We start from the raw sequence: 18,507 nt of genomic DNA on the forward strand, positions 1-18,507 counted from the left end.
GAGAACGGGTGATGGTCATGAGATTGCTGGTACTGCACGGACCCAACCTGAACCTGCTGGGCGTGCGGGATGGCTCGTCCGGGGGGCGGCTGGAGGACCTGGACACGGCGCTGCACGCGCGGGCGGAGGAGCTGGGGCAGGAGCTGACGGTGGTGCAGTCCAACCACGAAGGCGACCTGCTGGACACGCTCGGCGCGGAGCTGGAGGAGCTGGACGGCATCATCATCAACCCGGCCGGGCTGTTCGGCTCCTACTGCCTCAAGGAGGGGCTGGAGGCCGCCGGGCTGCCCGCCATCGAGGTGCTGCTCAAGCCCCCGGCCCGCGAATCCGTGGTGGGGGAGGCCTGCGTGCTCCAGATTCACGGAGGGCCCGGCTTCGAGCCCTACCTGCAGGCCCTGGAGACCTTCGGCAGCGGCGTCTTCACGACGGAGAAGCCGGAGTCGAAGAATGCCCTGGGGAAGAAGAAGGGGAGCAGCCCCAAGGGCGCGAAGGTCACCCCCATCACCGTGCTCAAGCGCGCCGCGCGCAAGGAGGGCTCGTCGGAGACGGCCAGGTCCCTGGCCCGCGCGGTGAAGACGGCGGGGCCCACGAAGACGCTGGGCCGCAAGCTGGCGCCCGTGGAGGACCTGCGCGCGGCCCGTCAGGCGAAGACGCTGGGGCGCGGCGGCGGCAAGGGGCTCACTCCCGCGGCGGACCTGCTCACGCGCGCGCTGGTGCGCCAGAAGATTTCAGACCGGCTTTCCGGAAGGCTCTCCGCCGCCGAGCTGGCCGCCTGGGCGCGTTCCCAGTATCAGGCGGTGCAGCGTGGCGCTCCGGCGGAGAATGGCCACCGTGAGCTGCTGGAGGAGAGCCTCCAGCGCCTCACCCTCTCCAACCTGCCCGCGACGCGGCTCTCGGATGAGCAGCTCGTGGACCTCTTGACCCGGCTCGACGAAGGATGAACGCCCGCGCACTCGCCATCCAGGTCCTCGCGCGTGTCCGCGCGACGGATGCCTACCTCAACGTCGTGTTGGACACGCAGCTGTCCGAGTCGCCGCCGAAGGACCCGCGCGACGCGGCGCTCGTCACCGAGCTGACCTACGGCGCCACCCGGCGGCAGCTCGCGCTGGACTACGCGATTACCCGCTTCGCCGACCGCAAGCTGGACGCGCTGGAGGACAAGGTGCTGGCGGCCCTCCGCATCGGCGCCTACCAGATATTCCACACCCGTGTGCCCGCGCGCGCCGCGGTGGCGGAGACGGTGCAGGCCCTGAAGGAAGTAGGGCTGACGCGCGCGGCGGGCTTCACCAACGCCATCCTCCGCAAGCTGGCGGCCCTGCCCGCGCCGCCGCTGCCGTCCGCGTCCGACGTGGCGCTGCACCTGTCGGTGCGGGAGAGCCATCCCCAGTGGCTGGTGGAGCGTTGGCTGCGCCAGTTCGGCCGCGAGCGCGCCGAAGCCATGCTGGTGGCCGACAACCAGGCGCCCGCGGTGGTGGTGCGCGCCAACACCGCGAAGGTGACGCGCGACGCGCTGCTCGCCCAGCTCCAGGAGATGGGCGTGGACGCGAAGGCGACCACCGTGTCGCCGGTGGGCATCACGCTGCCGTCCGTGGGCCGCGTGGAGGACGTGTACGGCTACGCGGAGGGCCTGTGGCAGGTGCAGGACGAGGCCGCGCAGCTCGTGGGCGTCTACGGGGCGATTCCGGAGACGGCGCGCGTGCTGGACGCGTGCGCCGCGCCGGGCGGCAAGTCCTGCCACCAGGCGCAGTCACATGACGTGGTGGCGGTGGACCTCCACGCGCACAAGCTGCGCAAGATTGACGCGGAGGCCCGGCGCCTGGGCCTGCAGCCGCGCCTGAAGGCCTACGCGCACGACGCCGCGGAGCCCTTCCCGGAGGAGTGGGGAGAGTTCCACGCGTTCCTGGTGGATGCGCCGTGTTCGGGGCTGGGCACGCTGCGCCGCCACCCGGAGCTGCGCTACCGCCGCAAGGAGGAGGACATCTCCCGGCTGGCCACGCTCCAGCGGCGCATCCTGGAGAACTGCCAGGAGGCGGTGCCGCCCGGGGGCCTGCTGGTGTACGCGGTGTGCACCATGGAGCCGCAGGAGGGGCAGGACCAGGTGGAGATGTTCCTGCGCAGCCACCCGGAGTGGACGGCCGAGCCGCCCGTGCTGCCCGGCCTCAAGCTGCCGTTGTCCCAGGCGTACCTGCGCACGCTCCCGGGACCGGAGGGCTTCGACGGGTTCTTCGCCGCGCGCCTCCGGAAGCTCTACTGACGCTCAGGCGTCGTCGGAGGACGGCAGGTTGGCGGCGGCCTTGAACGCCTCCAACACCGCGGCGGACGCGCGGTCCAGGTACTTGCCCTTGCGGATGAGCAGGCCAATGGGGCGCGACACCGGCCCCTCCGCGAAGGGCTTGGCCACCAGGGAGCCACCCTTCACCTCGCCCTGTGCCGTGGACAAGGGGAGGATGGCCACGCCCAGGCCCATCTCCACCGCCCGCTTGATGGTCTCCACGTTGTCCATCTCCATCACCGGGGTGATGTCGATGCTCTTCTCGCGGAAGAGCCGGTCCAGCGCCTTGCGCGTGGGCGCCTCGCGGTCGAACGCGATGAAGGGCACGCCCGACAGCGCGGTGAGGCTCACCTTCTGCTTCGTGGCGAAGGGGTGGCCGGGGGCACAGACGACCGACAGCTTGTCGTCGCGGAAGGGGAGGATGTCCACGCCCGCGCGGGGCTGCGGATAGGCGACGATGCCAATCTCCGCCGCGCCCAGAATCACGTCGTCGTACACCTGGTCGTTGCGCCGGTAGTTCAGGCGCATGTTCACCTTGGGGTGCGACTTGAGCAGCTGCTTCTGCACCGAGTTCAGCTCGTGCAGCCCCACCGAGTAGATGGTGGAGACCGTGGTGGTGCCCGCCACCTCGGTGGCCTGCTCACGAATCTCCTGCTCCACTTCGGAGAAGCGGGCGAGGATCTCCTTGCACCCGCGGAACAGCCGCTCCCCGGCCGGCGTCGGCGTCACCTGGCGCGCGCTGCGCGACAGCAGCTTCTGCTCGTACCGGTTCTCCAGCGCGCGAATTTGCTGGCTCACCGCGGATTGCGTGACGTGGTTGAGCTGCGCGGCGCGGGAGAATGAGCCAGTCTCGACCACGTCGCAGAACATCTTCAAGGATTCGAGCTGCATAAGGTCATCTCCTACCCTCAAATCCAATGATTAGGCCAGAGATAATTAGAATGCCTTTCCTTGGCCGCCAAACTACCTAACTCGCCAGGGCGGCCTCCGGCCGCTCATCGGACGACAGGAGGATTGCGGACGGGGCTCAGGACGGCTCAGGCCCCTCGGGTGGGGCCGGAGGGCGCGGGCGGAACAGGACGAAGAGGGAGGCGGCGAGCGCGGTGAGGGCGCCCCCGGCGAGCAGCTGGGTGCGACCGACCTCCCGAGTGGCGTCCGTCAACAGCTGGCATTCGGGGCCGGTGAGGCCATCGCAGCTCAGGGCGGCGAAGCTGTTGCTCAGGCCCACGGCGAGCAGGCCCAGGCCGCCCAGGAAGAAGCCGCCCAACAGGCCCGTCGCCGCGGAGCGGCCCAGGGACGGCCGCTGGGGTGAAGAGGGCTCCGGAGAGGAGGGCATGCGGGCAGCTATAGCCGCGAGGGTGGGGCGGGCTCAACGGGAGCGTGGCGGGCGCGTATGCTGCCGGGCATGCGAATCCTCTACGGTGTCGTCGGCGAAGGCATGGGCCATGCGACGCGCTCCCGCGTCCTCCTCGAGGAACTGACGAAGGAGCACGAGGTCCACATCGTCGTCTCCGGCCGGGCCCAGGACTACCTGGCCAAACGCTTCCAGAACGTGCACGGCATCTGGGGGCTGACGCTCGCGTACGAGGGCAACTCGGTGAAGAAGTGGCAGACGGTGCTGCAGAACCTCACGGGCGCCGTGAAGGGCTGGCCGCAGAACATCCGCCAGTACTTCGAGCTGGTGGACGACTTCCGCCCGGACGTGGTGGTGAGCGACTTCGAGTCGTTCAGCTACATGTTCGCCCGGAATCACCGGCTGCCCGTCATCAGCGTGGACAACATGCAGGTCATCAACCGGTGCAAGCACGAGCCGGCGCTGCTGGCGGGCCACGAGGACAGCTTCGAGACGTCGCGCGCCATCGTGAAGGCGAAGCTGCCGGGGGCCTTCCACTACCTGGTCACCACGTTCTTCTACCCGGAGCTCCGCAAGCGGCGCACCACGCTGGCCCCGTCGATTCTGCGCCCCGAAATCCTGGAGGCGAAGTCCGAGCCCGGTGAGCACCTGCTCGTGTACCAGACGTCGACGACGAACACGGCGCTGCCGGACATCCTCAAGGCCGCGGGCATCCCCTGCCGCGTGTACGGGCTGCGCCGCGACATCACCGAGGACCTGGTGGACGGCAACCTCACGTACCGGCCCTTCAGTGAAAAGGGCTTCATCGATGATTTGCGCACCGCGCGAGGCGTGGTGGCCAGCGGCGGCTACACGCTGATGAGCGAGGCGGTGTACCTGCGCAAGCCGGTGCTGAGCGTGCCGCTGGAGGGACAGTTCGAGCAGGTCATCAACGCGCTGTACCTGGAGCAGCTGGGGTACGGCATGTACGTGAAGACGCTGACGGTGGACGCGGTGAAGGAGTTCCTCACGCGCGTGCCCCGCTGCCAGCAGGCGCTCCAGGGCTACGAGCAGGACGGCAACACGCGGATGCTGGCCGCCCTGCGCGAGCAGCTGGCCCTGGCCTACGAGCACCGTGGCCACTGGGCCATGGAGATGGCGCAGGACTAGCGCTCGCGTTCGCCGCCAGGGGCCGTCAGTGCAGCGGCACCCCGGTCTCGTTGTTGCGCTCGGCCGCGCGCCGCGTCAGCTCGGTGAGCCAGGACTGGGTCAGCGGCGTCTCGCTCTGGCTGCCGCTGTAGCGGTCCTGGCTGCTGTCCTGGGGCATGAAGCGGTTGGCCCAGGCGGTGAGGGCGGCCGTCAGGCTGGGCGCGAGCGCGCGGACCACGGCGGCCAGCTTCGCCGGTGCGCCTAGCAGCGCCTCGGCGTCGCCTCGCCGGCACGCGTCCAGAATCTTGCGCGCGGACTGCTCGGCGCTCAGCGAGGTGATGGGCAGGGAGTCCCCGGTGGCGAACCACGCGTACTCCGCCTCGTGGTGGCCCTTGAAGTACGCGTTGCGTGGGCTGCCCGTGCGCATCAGTCCCGGGCACACCGTGGTGACGACGATGCCATCCTGGCGCAGCTCCGCGCGAAGGCCGTCCGACAGGCCCACCAGCGCGAACTTGCTGACCGAATATGGCACCAGGTGGGGGATGCTCACCTTGCCGCCCACGGAGGCGATGTTGACGATGCGCCCCTTTCCGCGCCGCTTCATCTCCGGCAGCACGGCCAGCGTGGTGTACAGCGGCGCCCACAGGTGTGTGTCGATGGCCTCCTGGAAGTCCTCCAGCGTCATGGACTCCAGCGGCCCCACCTGGATGACGCCGGCGTTGTTGATGAGCACGTCCACCGTGCCCCAGCGCTCGTGGATGGCGGAGACCATGGCCTCCACCTGCACCGGATCTCGCACGTCGCAGGGGATGGCGTAGACCTCGCCGCCGGTGCGCTCCAGTTCCTCGCGGGCCCGCTCCAGCGTCTGCTCGTCCCGGCCGCAGATGGCCACCCGGGCCTCCTCCTTCAGGAGCTGCCGCGCCAGCACCAGTCCCAGGCCGCGAGAGCCGCCGGTGATGAGGACGGTGCTGTCCTTGAATTGGAAGCGGGAGCGGAGGATGCGGCGCAGGCCCAGCGCCGCGCCGATGCCGGCCGCGGCCACGGTGCCGAGCGAGAAGCGGGACGAGTCAGAATCCTTGCGGCGAGCTGGCATGGTGGGCTCCTGGAATCAGGGGGCGGGAGAGGGGGCCGCGGCGCTGGCCTGGACGAAGCGCTCCAGCACCTGCCGCATGTGGTTGGACGCATTCCTTCCGGAGAAGTGGTGGCGCAGCCGGCCGGAGTCCGCGTCGAACACGAGCCACGCGGGCGTGTCCGCCACGTCGTAGGCCCGCGCCATGGAGCCGTCGTCCACGGCGATGGGGTGGTAGAGCCCGTGCTTTCGCGCGAAGGACTCCACCGCGTTGGTGTCCCGCAGCTCCTTGTCGGAGTGGGTGACATCCACGCTGATGACCTTCAGCCCACGCGAGCCGTACTCCGCGAGGATGCGCTTCACCGCGTCGATGTCCTCGTCAGCGCCGCGCTGCTTGACGGAGAAGAAGTGGAGGAGGACGGGGAGCTCATCCAGCTCCGAGACGTGGACGGGCATGTTGATCCACCCACCGTCCGGGTCCAGCAGGGTGATGGGAATGTCGAGCGTGGGCATAGGGGCTCCAACAGGGCCTGGGTTCGGAAAGGACGCGACTCAAGCTAGGCACGCGTGGCCGCTTCCGGGCGTCGCTGGACGGCAGGCCGCGAAGCAGGCAGACACTCACGGCATGCGCATCCCCGACTTCAAGCTGGAGCGGTACTTCGCGCGCTGGGAGTTCGCGGCGCCGTACCTGCTGTGTTCCTCGGACATCGAGGGCTGGCGGATGGGCGACTTGCTGGCGCTCGCCGGCCCGGACGAGCGGGCCCGCTGGGACGGGCTGACGCTGGGCTACACCGAATCCACCGGCCTGCCCGCGCTGCGCGAGGAGATTGCCGCCCTGTACCCCGGGCTCTCTCCGGAGCAGGTGCTCACCTTCGCCGGCGCGGAGGAGGCGCTCTTCGTCCTGGTCAACGTGCTGCTGGGCCCTGGGGACCACGCCGTCGTCACCTGGCCGGGCTACCAGTCCCTGCACGAGGTGGCGCGCGCCACGGGCGCGGACGTGACGCTGCTGCGCCTGCGCGAGGAGGACGGGTGGGCGTTGGATTTGGATGCGCTGCGCCGCGCGCTGACGCCCCAGACGCGGCTGCTGGTGGTGAACTTCCCCCACAACCCCACGGGCGCGTTGTTGGACCGGGCCACCTTCGACGCGCTGTGCGAGCTGTCGCGCGAGCGTGGCATCCACCTGCTGTCCGACGAGGTGTACCGGCTGCTGGAGTACGACACGCGCGACACGTTGCCGCCCGCGGCCAGCCACACGCCGCACGGCATCAGCCTGGGGGTGATGTCCAAGGCCTTCGGACTGGCGGGGCTGCGCGTGGGGTGGCTGGCCTGCCGTGACGTGGAGCTCTTGCGGCGCTGCGCGGCCTACAAGGACTACACGACCATCTGCAACAGCGCGCCCAGCGAGGTGCTGTCACTCATCGCGCTGCGCGCGAAGGCGCGGGTGCTGGCGCGCAGCCGGGAGTTGCTCGCGGCGAACCTCGCCCTGTTGGATGGCTTCTTCGCGCGGCACCCGGACACCTTCCAGTGGGTACGCCCGCGCGCGGGCAGCGTGGCTTTTCCCAGGCTGCTGCGTGAGACGCCCGTGGCCCGCTTCACCGAGGAATTGCGCGAGCGCGAAGGCGTGCTGCTGCTGCCCGGAGACGTCTACGACTTCCCCGGCAACCACTTCCGCCTGGGGCTGGGCCGCACGAATCTGCCCGACGCGCTGGAACGACTGGAGCGCTACGTGGTCGACACATCGCGTTGACGCGGCCGTCTCGAATGTCACCTCCCCGCGGGAATCCACAGGGGTGATGCGTTGCGTCAGTTCTCGCACGCACTTCAAGGTTTCCGTGACCTCGACCTTTTACACACCGCGCCTCTACAGTACGCCCCGCCGCCTGGTCCCCCGCCGGGCTGGTACCCCCTATGCAGCGCTGGAGGCGCTCAACATGAAGAAGCTCTTCTGTACGGTCATTGCCGCCGCAACGATGCTGGCGGGCACGGAGGCCGCCGCAGCCAACTACACGCTGTGGATTCATGGCCGCAACGGCGGCACGACGCAGCCCGGCAACTACAATGACTTCAGTTACTGGGGCTCCGCGAGCGTCGAGGCGGGCGTGAACAAGAAGGCCGTCAACTGGGACGGCCGTCAGCGCATCGGCTCGCAGAACTACCGCATCCGCGACGCGCTGGACTGCTTCTGCACGGGGGACAACTGGTGCTACGTCGCCGCGCACAGCGCGGGGAACCTCCAGATTGGCTACGCGCTGTCGATGTATGGCGGCTCGCAGCGCGAGGTGAAGAACGCGTCCCCCAACGCCAACGGCGTGTGTGGCAACGTGAGCGGCGGCGCGAAGCAGACGGGCTGGAACATCCGCTGGGTGAACGTGGCGTCGGGCGCGGGCGGCGGCAGCGAGCTGGCCGACATTGGCGAGTGGGCGGTGAATGAGCCGCTGGTGAGCGACCTGGTCACCACCACCGCGCGCGCCATGTACAACCACAACACCACGCGCAACGTGTGGTTCTACATGTTCGCGGGTGCCAAGGGCACGCTGTACTCCGGCGTGCTCCCCGGCCAGGACGATGAGGCGGTGTCGTACCACTCGACGGGGGGCGTGTCGGGCAGCGCGGGCAGCTCGCAGTGCAACCCCGGTGACTGGTTCTGTGGCGGCACCCTGAACCTGGGCACGGCCGCGACCAGCGACGGGCGCGCGAAGTGGAGCTACCACACGGTGGAGCTGCGTGACGACCGGGAGGCGTACAACCACTACGCCGGAGGCAACTGGGGTGGCATCATCGCGCCGGTCCGCCAGGACGTGGTCAATTACGCGTACTGAGCCCCCTCCACCGCAAGAAGCGACATGACTCCGACTGGCACCGTTTCCGCCCCCGCGTCCCGGATGCGCCGCGCCCTGTGGGCCATTCCCCTCATCCCGCTGGTGCTGGGGGGCGTGGGGTGGTGGTGGATGGAAGCAGGTGCCGGCCCGGAGTCCTTCGGCGAGGACGGTGCATGGGAAGCGTCCTCGCCGTCTGGAATGCCGAACCCCGCGCCGCGGAAGTCGGGAGGCGGCATGGGCGGGCCGACGGGGAGCGTGCCAGGAGTGGCCGTGCAGGACCCGGCTCGCAGCCCGGAGGAAGCGGAGCGGGACGCGCGGCGCCAGCTGTGGGAGCAGCGGCTGGCGCGCGCGAAGCAGACGCTGGAGTCGTACATGAAGGCGACGCGCTATCCGCCGGAGTCGCGTCCCGCCAGTGAGCACCCGGACCAGATGGAGATGGCGGAGCCGGAGCGCACGCGTCCGCTGAACAAGGACGGCTCCGACATCCAGCTCCGGCTGAAGCAGGACCGCGTCTTCGTCGTCGGCGACGAGGTGGTGCACTTCTTCGTCGGCTGCGAGGACGCGCGCCGCATGCCCAGGCCCTGCCAGGTGGTGTCCGCCTCCGCGCACGAGGCCGAGCACATGCCCGGCGCGGGTGTCATGCCGGCGGTTCCCCTCGTCTTCTCGGACGACGGCGCCGCGGGCGACGCGCTCTCCGGAGATGGCACCTTCACCGGGCGCTTCCAGCCGTCGAAGCAGGGGTTCCCCATCTACTCAGGCACGCTGCGCGTGGACGTGCAGGTGCGCTCGGGGGGCGAGGAGGGCACCGCGTTCTTCGACATCATGTACACGCCGTCGCCTCCGGCGCTCTTCACGGGCCGGGTGCGGGAGGTGCTGGAGCAAGGCTCGCTTCAGCTCTACCTCGGGATTCAGGTCCAGAAGGCCGGACGGTACGTGGTGGCGGGCCGCGTGGATGATGAGAGCGGCATGCCCTTCGCGCACGTGTCCTTCAACGAGGAGCTGAAGCGCGGCGAGCAGGAGGTGAAGCTCACCATCGCCGGCAACCTGGTGCTGGACGAAGTGCCCACCTTCCCCCTGAAGCTGCGCGACGTGGAGGGCTTCCTCCTCAAGGAGCGGGGAGACCCGGACCGGGAGCTGATGACGAGCTTGCGCGGGTACGTGCACACCACGAATGACTATCCCCCCACGTCCTTCTCCGCCGCGGAGTGGCAGAGCCCGGAGCGGCGGCGCTATCTGGACGAGCTGAACCGGGACGTCATCGAGGCGCAGACGCACCTCGACAACATCGACCTGGAAGAAGCGCCACCCAGGCCGTGAGGGGCTCAGTCCCGCGGATTCTCGGGCGCAGGTGCCTCGGTGGTGTTGGGGTTCGCCTCGGGCCGCAGCTCCGGCTCCAACGCCTCCGCGACCACTTCCACGCCCTGTGAGGCGAAGGTGGCGGCCACCGGCGCGCTGGCCGCCGCGGGGTTGGCGGAGATGGAGCCCAGGACGCCTGCCACGGCGGCATCGTCCAGGGACGGCTCATCCGGCAGCAGCATGTTCAAGTCATTCGGGTCCGCGAGGAACTCGTCCGGGCCCGCGGGGCTGACCGCCGGGTCCAGCGCCTGCCTCACGGCGAACTGCTGCCCGTAGGTGGCCGCGTAGGCGCTGCCCAGCGCGTAGCCCGCGGGCGCATCATCCACGCGCGCGTCACCGGCCGCGGCCGTCACCAGGTCGGCGGGAACGGCATCGATGCCCGCGGCCTCGGTCGCGAAGTTCACCGGCGCGCCGGAGCGAGCGGCGGCGAGGCCCGGCTGCTGGGTCTCCGTGGCGCCGGAGATGGCCGCTGAAGCGTCATCGGCTCCAGCCATGAAGAGCGCGTCTTCCGCGGCGTGCAGTCGCGGGGCTTCCTCGAAGATGTCCTCGAGTCCCAGCTCCAGCGGCGGCTCCAGGTCGGCCGCGGCGCCGGGGCCATTCAGCATGAACAGCACGTCCTCCGCTTCCATGGGCGTGGGCGCGGTGGAGGTGTCCCGGTTCTGCAGCTCCCACGCGGCGGCCTCCGGTGAGAGCAGGTCGCTGCCCATGTCCTGGGCGCTGGCACCTCGGAAGGCGGGCCGGTGCGCCGCGCCGCTCACCGACTCCCGGGGCGCGCCGAGCGCGGTGGGAAGCTGCGAGCCCAGCAGCTGCGAATACCGCGGGGGGGCCGCTTCGAAGGAGCTCTCGCCGGCGAACACGCGCAGGTGTTCGGGCGCTTCCGCATTCGCGGCGTCCACGCCCGCCAGCATCGGCGCATGCGCGGCGAGCGACGTGTCCAGGTCATCCACCTCCGCCTGGAACTCGCTCTCGTCGGCATAGCCACGCCGCACCGCGGGGATCGGCTGCAGCGGCTCGCGGGGCGCGAGCGGTGACACCGACTCCAGACGGGTGTCGAGCCGGGCGCGGGAGATGGCGCTGGAGATGCTCGCGGTGATGCGGCGGATGGACGACATCAAGGGCTCCCTGCGGCGCACACTCCGGGCCGCATCGGAATTGTCGCCTCGTCACCGGAGAAGTTGCCAGGGAACGGGCCCGGGCATGCCGGGTTCCTCGTTTCGTTGTCATGGCATTCGCGCACCCTGACGGGAGCGTCCTGGCGGACAAGCGCCTCCCTCGGGGAATGGGGCCTGGGCGCCAGGAGGAGGTGTGGGGTCGCGCCCCCACGTTCTGGGGGCTGTTGACGGATGGAGGGCACTTGCAGCGTCTGCCAGTGGACGGGTGAGGGGTGGTTGTCACGGCGCCGTGGCGGTCCCTCCCCAGGAATCCCCAGAACCGGAGTATCCGTTCCTTGCGTCCGTCGGGGGGAAGGACGCTGGCCTCCCACTTGCTGGTGGAAGGCCCGAGGAGGCAGTCATGAGAATGGACAGCGCGGGACAGACCCACATCGGTCGGCGGCCGCACAACGAGGATGCGTTCTGCGTCGCGCCGGAACTGGGGCTGTTCGTCGTGGCGGATGGGCTGGGCGGACAAGAGGGGGGAGAAGTCGCCAGCCGGTGTGTCGTGGACACCTTCGTGGGCTTTGGCCTGCGCCTGGGACAGGACCGGGATTCGACGTGGCCCACGGTGCCGGACCCTCGTCGTAGCCGTGAAGAGAACCTGTTGGCGGCGTGCTCGGCGCTGGCGCAGCGCAACCTCCAGGCGCAGCGCGTGGGCCGGCTGCGGGAGATGGCGTCCACCGTGGTGGCGTTGGCGGTGAGCGAGCACGGCGCGGCGGTGGCGCACGTGGGCGACAGCCGCCTGTACCGGCTGCGTGGCGGAAAGCTGGAGTCGCTCACGCGCGACCACTCGCTCATCGAGGAGCTGCGGGACGCGGGCATGGAGCCGCCGGGAGGCTCGGGCAACTTGCGCCACCTCATCACCCGCGCGCTGGGCACGGAGAACGCGGAACCCACCGTGCAGCGGCTTCAGACGGAGCCGGGCGATGTGTTCCTGCTGTGTTCGGACGGGCTCTATGAGCCGCTGGGCGTGGATGGCCTGATGAAGCGCCTGACGATGTCCTCCGCGCGCGAGGTCTGCGACGCGCTGGTCGCGGACGCCTACGAGGCGGGCGGCAAGGACAACATCACCGCGGTGGTGCTGCGCGTCGCGGAAGCGTGAGGCGCGTCAGAAGCCCACGCCGAAGGAGAGGCTGGCGGACGGCAGCCACGTGTTCCCGGGCTGGATGAGCTCGGGAGCGTGGGGCATCCACGCCAGGCTGAAGTTGAAGTCGCCCACCAGTTCGAAGCCCGCGGCCAGCGGGCGGAGGAAGCGCAGCCCGAGTCCCCCCTCGGGCCCTGCCGTGGCCACGCGGCGTCGATCGGTCCCCTTGAACTGGAACCCTGGGTCGTCGCGGCCCACCTGCGCCTCCGCGAAGCCCCCGGCGAGGAAGGGCTGGAAGGTGCCCCAGCGCTCCACGTCGAAGCTGGCCAGCCGCAGCTTGGCGCGGAAGTGCGCGACCTCCGGCTCGGGGTCGCCGTGCAGGAAGCCACTCCCCGTGCCACAGCTCTCCACGGACAGGAACGCCACGGGGGACAACTCCAGACACAGGTCCGGCCGGCCATTGCCGTTCGCCGTGGACCCGCCCACGCGCAGGTTGCCGAAGTTGCGCGTCGTGCGAGGCGGCTCGGCCTTCGCGCGCGCCTCTCCGGCGGCCTCCTCCGCGCGAAGTCCGCTGGGCGTGAGGGCAAGCAGGGCCAGTGCCGCTGGAATGGAGGTCGAGCGCATGCCAAGCACGCAATCGCGCCGCTTCCACACCGGTCAATGCAACGCCAGGGTGAGTGTCCATGGCCCCGCGCGCGCCGCCGCCGAGGACGTAGGTGCATGACATCGGTGTAGGTCTCGATTTGTGTCATGTGAGACATGCTGCCGGGTCATTCCTGCCACCTGTTGTTCCTCGCTCAACAGCAGGGCGCTGTCGCGGTAGGCTCGCCATCCCCCACTGGGTTCCCCCCGCCCATCCCCTGGCCTTGTAGCGAATGACGCACAGCCTTGCCGCGCGCCTGACCGCAGCGCTCTCCCTTGTCATCCTCTGTCTCTCCACGCTGAGCGTCGCGCTCACGGGTGTGTCGCTTCGGACGTGGTCGCACGAAGCCGTCACGTCCCGTCTGGCGCAAGACGAAGCCGCGTGGAGCCGCGTCCAGTCCCAGGAGGTGCTCGCGCTGACGGCCCTGGCACGCGTCGCCGCGGCGGGCACGTCCTTGCAGACCGTGCTGTCGAGCGGCTCCGTGGTCGGGGAGCATCTTGAGCCCTCGCTGCGTGCGCAGCAGTCGCTCCTGGGCGTGGACCTGCTGCTCGCGGTGGACACCGCGGCGGGTGTGCGCGTGGGCACGCCACCCGGTGCACTGTCGGGGATGGAGGCCCTGGTGAAGGAGGGCGGCGCGCGCGTCATCCTGGTGGATGAGGTGCCCCATCAGGCCGTGGCGCAGCCCGTGATGACGGCCGAGGGCCGCACCGTGGGGTACGTGGTGCTGGGGCGGGTCCTGGGCGAGGTGGAGCTCCAGGCGCTGCGTGACGAGCGCGGTGTGGAGGGCGTGTTGACCGTGGGCGGGAAGCCGGTGGCGCACGCGCTGAGCGCGGTGCCTGACGATGCCTTGCTCGCGGCACTGGAGGGGAAGGGCCGGCCGGACGAGGTGTCGGTGAATGGCGTGTCGTTGTGGCTGCGCCGGGTGGAGATGGGGCCGGGCGTGGAGCTGCTGCTCACGCGTGACGGAGGGAAGGAAGCGGAGCAGTTCCGCGCGTCGATGCTGCTCGTCGTGCTGCTGGGCATCATCGTCACGGCGGCGGCGGGCACGGCCATCTTCCTGCTGGTGCGGCGGATGATGGAGCCGCTGCGCGAGCTGACCGTGGCCACCACGCGGATGGTGTCGGAAGGTGATTTCCGAGGGGCGCTGGCGGTGCGCTCGAAGGATGAGATTGGTCAGCTGGCCAGTTCGTTCTCGGAGTTGATGTCGCAGCTGCGCGAGCTGTTGATGGCGCTGCGCCATTCGGCCGAGCAACTCGAAACGGCGTCCACGCACCTCACCGAGTCCGCGTCCGTCCAGAACGAGGCGGTGTCGCAGCAGGCGGTGGCGCTGCATGAGACGCAGATTGCGGCGCAGCAGCTCCAGGAAGCCTCGCGCGCGGCGGCGCGGCGCGTGGAGGTCATCCTGCGTGAGGCGGACAAGGCCAGTGGCTTTGGCGAGGCGGGCGAGGCCGCGGTGTCCGGCAGCGTGGGCGGGCTCACGCACATCCGGTCGCACGTGGAGCAGATTGGCCGCACCGTCGCGGAGCTGCACCAGCGCACGCGGCAGGTGGGCGACATCACCCGCACGGTGAAGGACCTGGCGGACCAGTCGAACGTGCTGGCGCTCAATGCCTCCATCGAGGCGGCGCGCAGTGGTGATTCGGGCCGTTCCTTCGCGGTGGTGGCACGGCAGATGCGGTCGCTGGCGGACCAGTCCGCGGGGGCGACCACGCGCGTGCAGTCCATCCTGAGTGATATCGGCCGGGCCATCTCGCAGACGGTGAGCACGAGTGAGGGCGGGGCGCGCGAGGTGGAAGGTGGCCTGGAGCAGGTGCGCGCGGCGGGCGAGAGCCTCCGCTCGCTGGCGGGCATCATCCAGAGCAACGGCAAGACGGTGCGCAGCATCGCCGATGCCGTGAGCCAGCAGGACGCGGGCATCGCGGAGTTGTTCGCCGCGCTCAGCTCGATGGCCGACCTGGCGGACCAGATTGTCGACCGGATGGCCGCGAGCGAGCAGTCCGCCATCCAGCTCTCCGCGGCGTCCGCCGAGCTGAGCGCTATCGTCGGTCGGTACCAGCTCTAGCGCGCTTATCGGTCCGTGGCTCGCGCCTGAGCCGCCGCGCCAGTGGGCTTCGTCTGGCCCGAGCGGGCATTGCCGCCGCCCGCGCTCACCCAGCCGCTGGAGGCCGGCTCATCGGGCGCTGTCATGTCGAAGGCGCGGATGCTCATCCGCTGCGTCCAGTCATTGCTGGCATTCCAGTTCGTCCAGGCCCCCAGCACCACGCGTCCCCGGTGCAGCGCGGGCGGGGTGATGTACGGCGCCTTTCCCAGCAGCGCGCAGGCGGACAGCTCGTTCCCGTCATGGTCCAGCTCCCGCAGGAATGAACCGAACGCGGCATCATCACCGGTGCAGGCGTGCTCGCCGCACGTCTCGCCCACTGGTCGGTCCACCAGCAGCAGCGAGCCACGCTGGGTGAGGAGCGGTGACATCGGCCAGGTGCCCACGGCCCGGTGCCAGCGCACCGCGCCGTTCGAGGGATCCAGCCCATAGAGGAACGTGCCTCCCGGATGCGTGGTGGTGGGGCAGCCCTCGGTGGTGCACCGCATGTCGGGCAGGACCAGGAGCCGGTCCGCCTGCATCGCCGCGCGGCCGAAGGTCGAGCTGGAGCGGCCCAGCGAGTAATAGAAGGACTCAGCGGAAGCAGTCGCCAGCGTGGCAACCGGCGCTCCCGTGGCCGCGTCCACCAGCTCCGCGCGGCCCAGCATCAACGTCCCTCCGTCCACGGCCGTGGGCTCGAGCACGCCCGTGCGCTGCGTCCGCCAGCGGAGCTGGCCATCCGCCGCGTACGAGAAGAGCTCCGTCCGCTGCGCCAGGACGTTGGCTGCGCCGCCATAGACGTTGCCCTCCGTATCCACCACCAGTGGCGCATGGACGGGCGGCACGGGTGCCTTCCACGCCACCGCGCCGGTCTCCGCGTGCACCGCGACGAGCAAGTCCTCGGCGCCCACGTCTCCAAACGTGTCGTGCACCAGCGCGAGCAGATAGGGCGGGCTGAGCACGAGCGATTCGATGCGAAGCGCATGGTGCGCCTGCGGGTCTTCGTCCTTCACGGCCCCCAGCGACACGCTCCAGCGCTCCTGTCCGGTGGCGCCGTCCCGAGCGGAGAGCAGGGCGAGCCGGCCCGTGACGAAGAGCTGTCTCCCCGCCACCGTGTGAACGCCCCAGGCTCCCGGGGACGGAAGGTCGCGCCGGTAGCGCTCAGTCCCTTCAGACGTGACGGAGACGAGCTGACACGCCAGCTGGCTCGGGTCCTTGTCCACCCAATAGCTGCTCTCGCACTCCGTCCAGTAGGTGTGCCCGTCCGCGTCCATGGTCCCCCGGAAGTCCACCGTGAGGTTCCACGCAGCGTCGTAGCTCCACGCGAGTCGCGCCGTGCCATCCGCTCCGGAGCACGTCGCCGATGTCGCCGGCGGCGGCACCTGAGGCTCCGGTGTGGGCGCCTGCGGAGCGGGCGTCTCACCACCAGGGGTGGGCGTTTGCGTCACATCCGCGGGTGTCTCGACGGTGGGCGCCGCTCCGTCCTCCACAGAGGACGCACAGCCCACCCACAGACACGCGCCCAGCACCATGCTTCGCAGTCCACTCACGCCCACCTCCCGATTGCTGGCCACCGCGCGGCTTGTCACCGGGGTGGTCGCGCACAGTGGGGTTGGGATTCCCGGTGCGCAACGCACCCGGCCACGGGTGGCGGCCGGGCAGGCAGTCAGGCGGAATGGGAGTGAAGTCTCAGCCCAGCTCGCCGCCGTCGATGGCGTACGCCGTGCCGGTGATGCCGCCCGCCGCGTCCGACGCGAGGAACAGGCACAGCGCGGCGACTTCCTCCGGCGTGATGATGCGGCCCATGGCGTTCATGGACGCCAGGGCTTCGCGCGCCTGCTCCTCGCTGCGGCCCGTGGAGGCGCTGATGGCCGAGGTCGCGCCGGCGAACATGTCCGTCTCCACCCAGCCCGGATTCACGATGTTCACCGTGACTTGCTTCTTCGCGTACTCCACCGCGAGCGCGCGCGTCAGGCCCAGCAGCGCATGCTTCGACGCGCAATACGCGGACGTGTACTTCACGCCCCGCACCGCGGCCATGGAGCCGATGTTGATGACGCGTCCGCCGCCCGCCTGGGCCATGGCCGGCATCAGCTCGCGGCAGAGGAGGAAGGGCGCCGTCACGTTGACGGCCATGACGCGGGCCAGGTCCTCGGTGCGCGTCTTCGTCAGGGGCGCGGAGACGGTGATGCCCGCGTTGTTCACGAGCACGCGCGGAGGCCCCTCGGCGAGGATTCGCTGGCTCGTGGCAACCAGCGCCGCTTCGTCGGCCACGTCCACCGCGTGCGGCCGGATGCGCTCACCGCCGTGCTGCCGGAGCGACTCCAGCGCTTCCGTCGAACGCGCCAGGGCCCACACGTCATGGCCCGCCTTCGCGAAGGCCAGCGCCACCGCGCGGCCAATGCCTCGGCTCGCGCCCGTTACCACCACCGTCTTGGAGGTCGTCGTCATGAGGCCAGCCTAGCGCCGGGCCCTCATGCTGGCAGCAAGACGTGCCAGGGCCGCGTGGCGCTGCCGGCACGGGCCACATGGCCACCCTCCCCACATCCACGAGGGACGGGGAGGGTGGGAAGACGCCGGTGTCCAGCTCAGCCGTTCTGGGCTTCTTCGTTGCTGGCCTTCGGCTCGGTCGGGGCCGCCTCGCCCTCGGACGCGGTCTCAGCAGAAGCCTCGGCCGAATCCTCCGACGTGGTCTCGGCCGAAGCCTCGGACCCGCCTTCGGGCTCGTCGGGCAGCTCGGGCGCGGTGCCCGCCGCCTCGGCGGCCTGCTGGGCCTTGAGCTCCTCGTCGTTCATGAAGCCGACGGGGTTCTCCTTGCGGTTGAGGAAGCGCACCGACTTCTTCGACAGCGCGAACATCTGCTCCGCCGCCGACGAAGGTACCAGCGAGTGCTCGATTTGCGCGGGCTCGGGGCGCTCGACCACGCCCAGCTCGCCCTCCTCGAGCTGCTTCGCCTGCGCCGGGCTCAGCTCCAACCGGCGCAGCTTGCCCTTGCGGGTCATGAAGTAGAACGCCGTCTCCCCCGCCTCGACGGGCACCTGGGAGCCCAGCACCAGCTCGCGCAGGGCGCGGTCCAGCTCCACCTGCCGCTTGGACTCGGCGCGCTGGTAGGCCTTGGAGCCCGGCATGGGGGGCAGCTTGGGGATGGCCCGCTCCGGCGCCGCCGCGGCCGGCCGCCCGTGCTGGGGACCTCCGCCGTGCCGGGGGGCACCCCCGAAGCCGCCGCCAGGACGTCCGCCGCCCTCACGACGGCCGGCGTCACGGCCGCCACTCGGACGGCCTCCGCCTTCGCCTCGGGGGGGCGGGCCACCTTGTGTCCGGTTGTCATCACGGCGGGGGGGAGGACGGTTGCCGCCTGAACGGCCGCCCTCCTGGGGTCCGGGCCGCCGGGCTTCCGCCTGGCTGGGCTTCGACTCCACCTTCTTGGCCTGGTCCTCGGTGACGAGGCCCGCCTTCAATAGCTTGTCGCGCAGGTTCTGCATGAGTTGGGCGTTCTATCCCTTGCACGGCCGCACGCAAGCCACTGCTTGCTGCTCGTGTATGCCCCACGT

General features: G+C 70.3%; 17 protein-coding genes. 8 read left to right on the top strand and 9 right to left on the bottom strand.

Annotated features, from left to right (window positions below):
- Positions 1-17 precede the first annotated feature (17 nt).
- On the top strand, positions 18-941 hold the full coding sequence (locus OZ403_RS06920; protein WP_140853287.1) for a type II 3-dehydroquinate dehydratase: 924 nt from the start codon (positions 18-20) through the stop codon (positions 939-941).
- Positions 938-2,254, top strand: coding sequence for a 16S rRNA (cytosine(967)-C(5))-methyltransferase RsmB (gene rsmB / locus OZ403_RS06925; protein WP_140788420.1), 1,317 nt, complete (start codon positions 938-940; stop codon positions 2,252-2,254). Before OZ403_RS06920 ends, rsmB begins: the two co-directional genes overlap by 4 nt.
- Before the next feature lie 3 nt (positions 2,255-2,257).
- On the opposite strand, the gene OZ403_RS06930 is transcribed toward rsmB, so the two are convergent.
- The gene (locus tag OZ403_RS06930) at positions 2,258-3,163 is read right to left on the bottom strand and encodes a LysR family transcriptional regulator (RefSeq protein ID WP_140788422.1); all 906 of its coding nucleotides are present in this window, start codon (positions 3,161-3,163) and stop codon (positions 2,258-2,260) included.
- Positions 3,164-3,299: 136 nt separating this feature from the next.
- Complete coding sequence (locus OZ403_RS06935) at positions 3,300-3,608, bottom strand: hypothetical protein (RefSeq protein ID WP_140788424.1); 309 nt, start codon at positions 3,606-3,608, stop codon at positions 3,300-3,302.
- A gap of 57 nt (positions 3,609-3,665) precedes the next feature.
- Between OZ403_RS06935 and OZ403_RS06940 the strand changes: the two genes are divergently transcribed.
- Positions 3,666-4,775, top strand: a complete 1,110-nt coding sequence (locus OZ403_RS06940; RefSeq protein WP_140788426.1) for an MJ1255/VC2487 family glycosyltransferase — start codon at positions 3,666-3,668, stop codon at positions 4,773-4,775.
- Positions 4,776-4,800: 25 nt separating this feature from the next.
- On the opposite strand, the gene OZ403_RS06945 is transcribed toward OZ403_RS06940, so the two are convergent.
- Positions 4,801-5,847 carry an SDR family NAD(P)-dependent oxidoreductase gene (locus OZ403_RS06945; RefSeq protein ID WP_268783747.1) on the bottom strand — a complete coding sequence of 349 codons (1,047 nt, stop codon included), beginning with the start codon at positions 5,845-5,847 and terminating at the stop codon, positions 4,801-4,803.
- A 15-nt stretch (positions 5,848-5,862) separates the two neighbouring features.
- Complete coding sequence (locus OZ403_RS06950) at positions 5,863-6,336, bottom strand: TlpA disulfide reductase family protein (protein ID WP_140873597.1); 474 nt, start codon at positions 6,334-6,336, stop codon at positions 5,863-5,865.
- A 112-nt stretch (positions 6,337-6,448) separates the two neighbouring features.
- On the opposite strand from OZ403_RS06950, the gene OZ403_RS06955 reads away from it, so the two are divergent.
- From OZ403_RS06955 to OZ403_RS06965, 3 genes are all read left to right on the top strand, one after another.
- On the top strand, positions 6,449-7,570 hold the full coding sequence (locus tag OZ403_RS06955; RefSeq protein ID WP_140797505.1) for an aminotransferase class I/II-fold pyridoxal phosphate-dependent enzyme: 1,122 nt from the start codon (positions 6,449-6,451) through the stop codon (positions 7,568-7,570).
- 184 nt (positions 7,571-7,754) lie between these two features.
- On the top strand, positions 7,755-8,642 hold the full coding sequence (locus OZ403_RS06960) for a hypothetical protein (RefSeq protein WP_174258672.1): 888 nt from the start codon (positions 7,755-7,757) through the stop codon (positions 8,640-8,642).
- A gap of 24 nt (positions 8,643-8,666) precedes the next feature.
- Positions 8,667-9,959: a choice-of-anchor X domain-containing protein gene (locus OZ403_RS06965; RefSeq protein ID WP_268783748.1), complete on the top strand. Its 1,293-nt coding sequence runs from the start codon at positions 8,667-8,669 to the stop codon at positions 9,957-9,959.
- 5 nt (positions 9,960-9,964) lie between these two features.
- Here the strand turns inward: OZ403_RS06965 and OZ403_RS06970 are convergent, their stop codons facing one another.
- Complete coding sequence (locus OZ403_RS06970; protein WP_268783749.1) at positions 9,965-11,110, bottom strand: hypothetical protein; 1,146 nt, start codon at positions 11,108-11,110, stop codon at positions 9,965-9,967.
- Positions 11,111-11,510: 400 nt separating this feature from the next.
- Between OZ403_RS06970 and OZ403_RS06975 the strand changes: the two genes are divergently transcribed.
- On the top strand, positions 11,511-12,254 hold the full coding sequence (locus tag OZ403_RS06975) for a PP2C family protein-serine/threonine phosphatase (protein ID WP_268783750.1): 744 nt from the start codon (positions 11,511-11,513) through the stop codon (positions 12,252-12,254).
- A gap of 6 nt (positions 12,255-12,260) precedes the next feature.
- On the opposite strand, the gene OZ403_RS06980 is transcribed toward OZ403_RS06975, so the two are convergent.
- Entirely contained in the window at positions 12,261-12,860 is a 600-nt protein-coding gene (locus OZ403_RS06980) for a hypothetical protein (RefSeq protein ID WP_237078101.1), read from the bottom strand.
- Positions 12,861-13,111: 251 nt separating this feature from the next.
- Here OZ403_RS06980 and OZ403_RS06985 point away from each other — a divergent pair, with 251 nt between their 5' ends.
- Positions 13,112-14,941 (top strand): methyl-accepting chemotaxis protein, encoded by a 1,830-nt coding sequence (locus tag OZ403_RS06985; RefSeq protein ID WP_268783751.1) that lies wholly within the window; start codon positions 13,112-13,114, stop codon positions 14,939-14,941.
- A gap of 5 nt (positions 14,942-14,946) precedes the next feature.
- Here the strand turns inward: OZ403_RS06985 and OZ403_RS06990 are convergent, their stop codons facing one another.
- From OZ403_RS06990 to OZ403_RS07000, 3 genes are all read right to left on the bottom strand, one after another.
- Positions 14,947-16,506, bottom strand: coding sequence for an outer membrane protein assembly factor BamB family protein (locus tag OZ403_RS06990; protein WP_268783752.1), 1,560 nt, complete (start codon positions 16,504-16,506; stop codon positions 14,947-14,949).
- 139 nt (positions 16,507-16,645) lie between these two features.
- Positions 16,646-17,407, bottom strand: coding sequence for an SDR family NAD(P)-dependent oxidoreductase (locus tag OZ403_RS06995; protein ID WP_268783753.1), 762 nt, complete (start codon positions 17,405-17,407; stop codon positions 16,646-16,648).
- 137 nt (positions 17,408-17,544) lie between these two features.
- Positions 17,545-18,438 carry a DUF2058 family protein gene (locus OZ403_RS07000; protein ID WP_140788447.1) on the bottom strand — a complete coding sequence of 298 codons (894 nt, stop codon included), beginning with the start codon at positions 18,436-18,438 and terminating at the stop codon, positions 17,545-17,547.
- Positions 18,439-18,507 lie beyond the last annotated feature (69 nt).

Origin of the sequence: Myxococcus sp. NMCA1 (assembly GCF_026810205.1) — a bacterium.
Lineage (GTDB): Bacteria > Myxococcota > Myxococcia > Myxococcales > Myxococcaceae > Myxococcus > Myxococcus xanthus_A.

Coding starts and splice junctions, on each gene's coding strand:
- OZ403_RS06920 (WP_140853287.1), top strand. CDS start 18: ATGAGATTGCTGGTACTGCACGGACCCAACCTGAACCTGCTGGGCGTG.
- rsmB (WP_140788420.1), top strand. CDS start 938: ATGAACGCCCGCGCACTCGCCATCCAGGTCCTCGCGCGTGTCCGCGCG.
- OZ403_RS06930 (WP_140788422.1), bottom strand. CDS start 3,163: ATGCAGCTCGAATCCTTGAAGATGTTCTGCGACGTGGTCGAGACTGGC.
- OZ403_RS06935 (WP_140788424.1), bottom strand. CDS start 3,608: ATGCCCTCCTCTCCGGAGCCCTCTTCACCCCAGCGGCCGTCCCTGGGC.
- OZ403_RS06940 (WP_140788426.1), top strand. CDS start 3,666: ATGCTGCCGGGCATGCGAATCCTCTACGGTGTCGTCGGCGAAGGCATG.
- OZ403_RS06945 (WP_268783747.1), bottom strand. CDS start 5,847: ATGCCAGCTCGCCGCAAGGATTCTGACTCGTCCCGCTTCTCGCTCGGC.
- OZ403_RS06950 (WP_140873597.1), bottom strand. CDS start 6,336: ATGCCCACGCTCGACATTCCCATCACCCTGCTGGACCCGGACGGTGGG.
- OZ403_RS06955 (WP_140797505.1), top strand. CDS start 6,449: ATGCGCATCCCCGACTTCAAGCTGGAGCGGTACTTCGCGCGCTGGGAG.
- OZ403_RS06960 (WP_174258672.1), top strand. CDS start 7,755: ATGAAGAAGCTCTTCTGTACGGTCATTGCCGCCGCAACGATGCTGGCG.
- OZ403_RS06965 (WP_268783748.1), top strand. CDS start 8,667: ATGACTCCGACTGGCACCGTTTCCGCCCCCGCGTCCCGGATGCGCCGC.
- OZ403_RS06970 (WP_268783749.1), bottom strand. CDS start 11,110: ATGTCGTCCATCCGCCGCATCACCGCGAGCATCTCCAGCGCCATCTCC.
- OZ403_RS06975 (WP_268783750.1), top strand. CDS start 11,511: ATGAGAATGGACAGCGCGGGACAGACCCACATCGGTCGGCGGCCGCAC.
- OZ403_RS06980 (WP_237078101.1), bottom strand. CDS start 12,860: ATGCGCTCGACCTCCATTCCAGCGGCACTGGCCCTGCTTGCCCTCACG.
- OZ403_RS06985 (WP_268783751.1), top strand. CDS start 13,112: ATGACGCACAGCCTTGCCGCGCGCCTGACCGCAGCGCTCTCCCTTGTC.
- OZ403_RS06995 (WP_268783753.1), bottom strand. CDS start 17,407: ATGACGACGACCTCCAAGACGGTGGTGGTAACGGGCGCGAGCCGAGGC.
- OZ403_RS07000 (WP_140788447.1), bottom strand. CDS start 18,438: ATGCAGAACCTGCGCGACAAGCTATTGAAGGCGGGCCTCGTCACCGAG.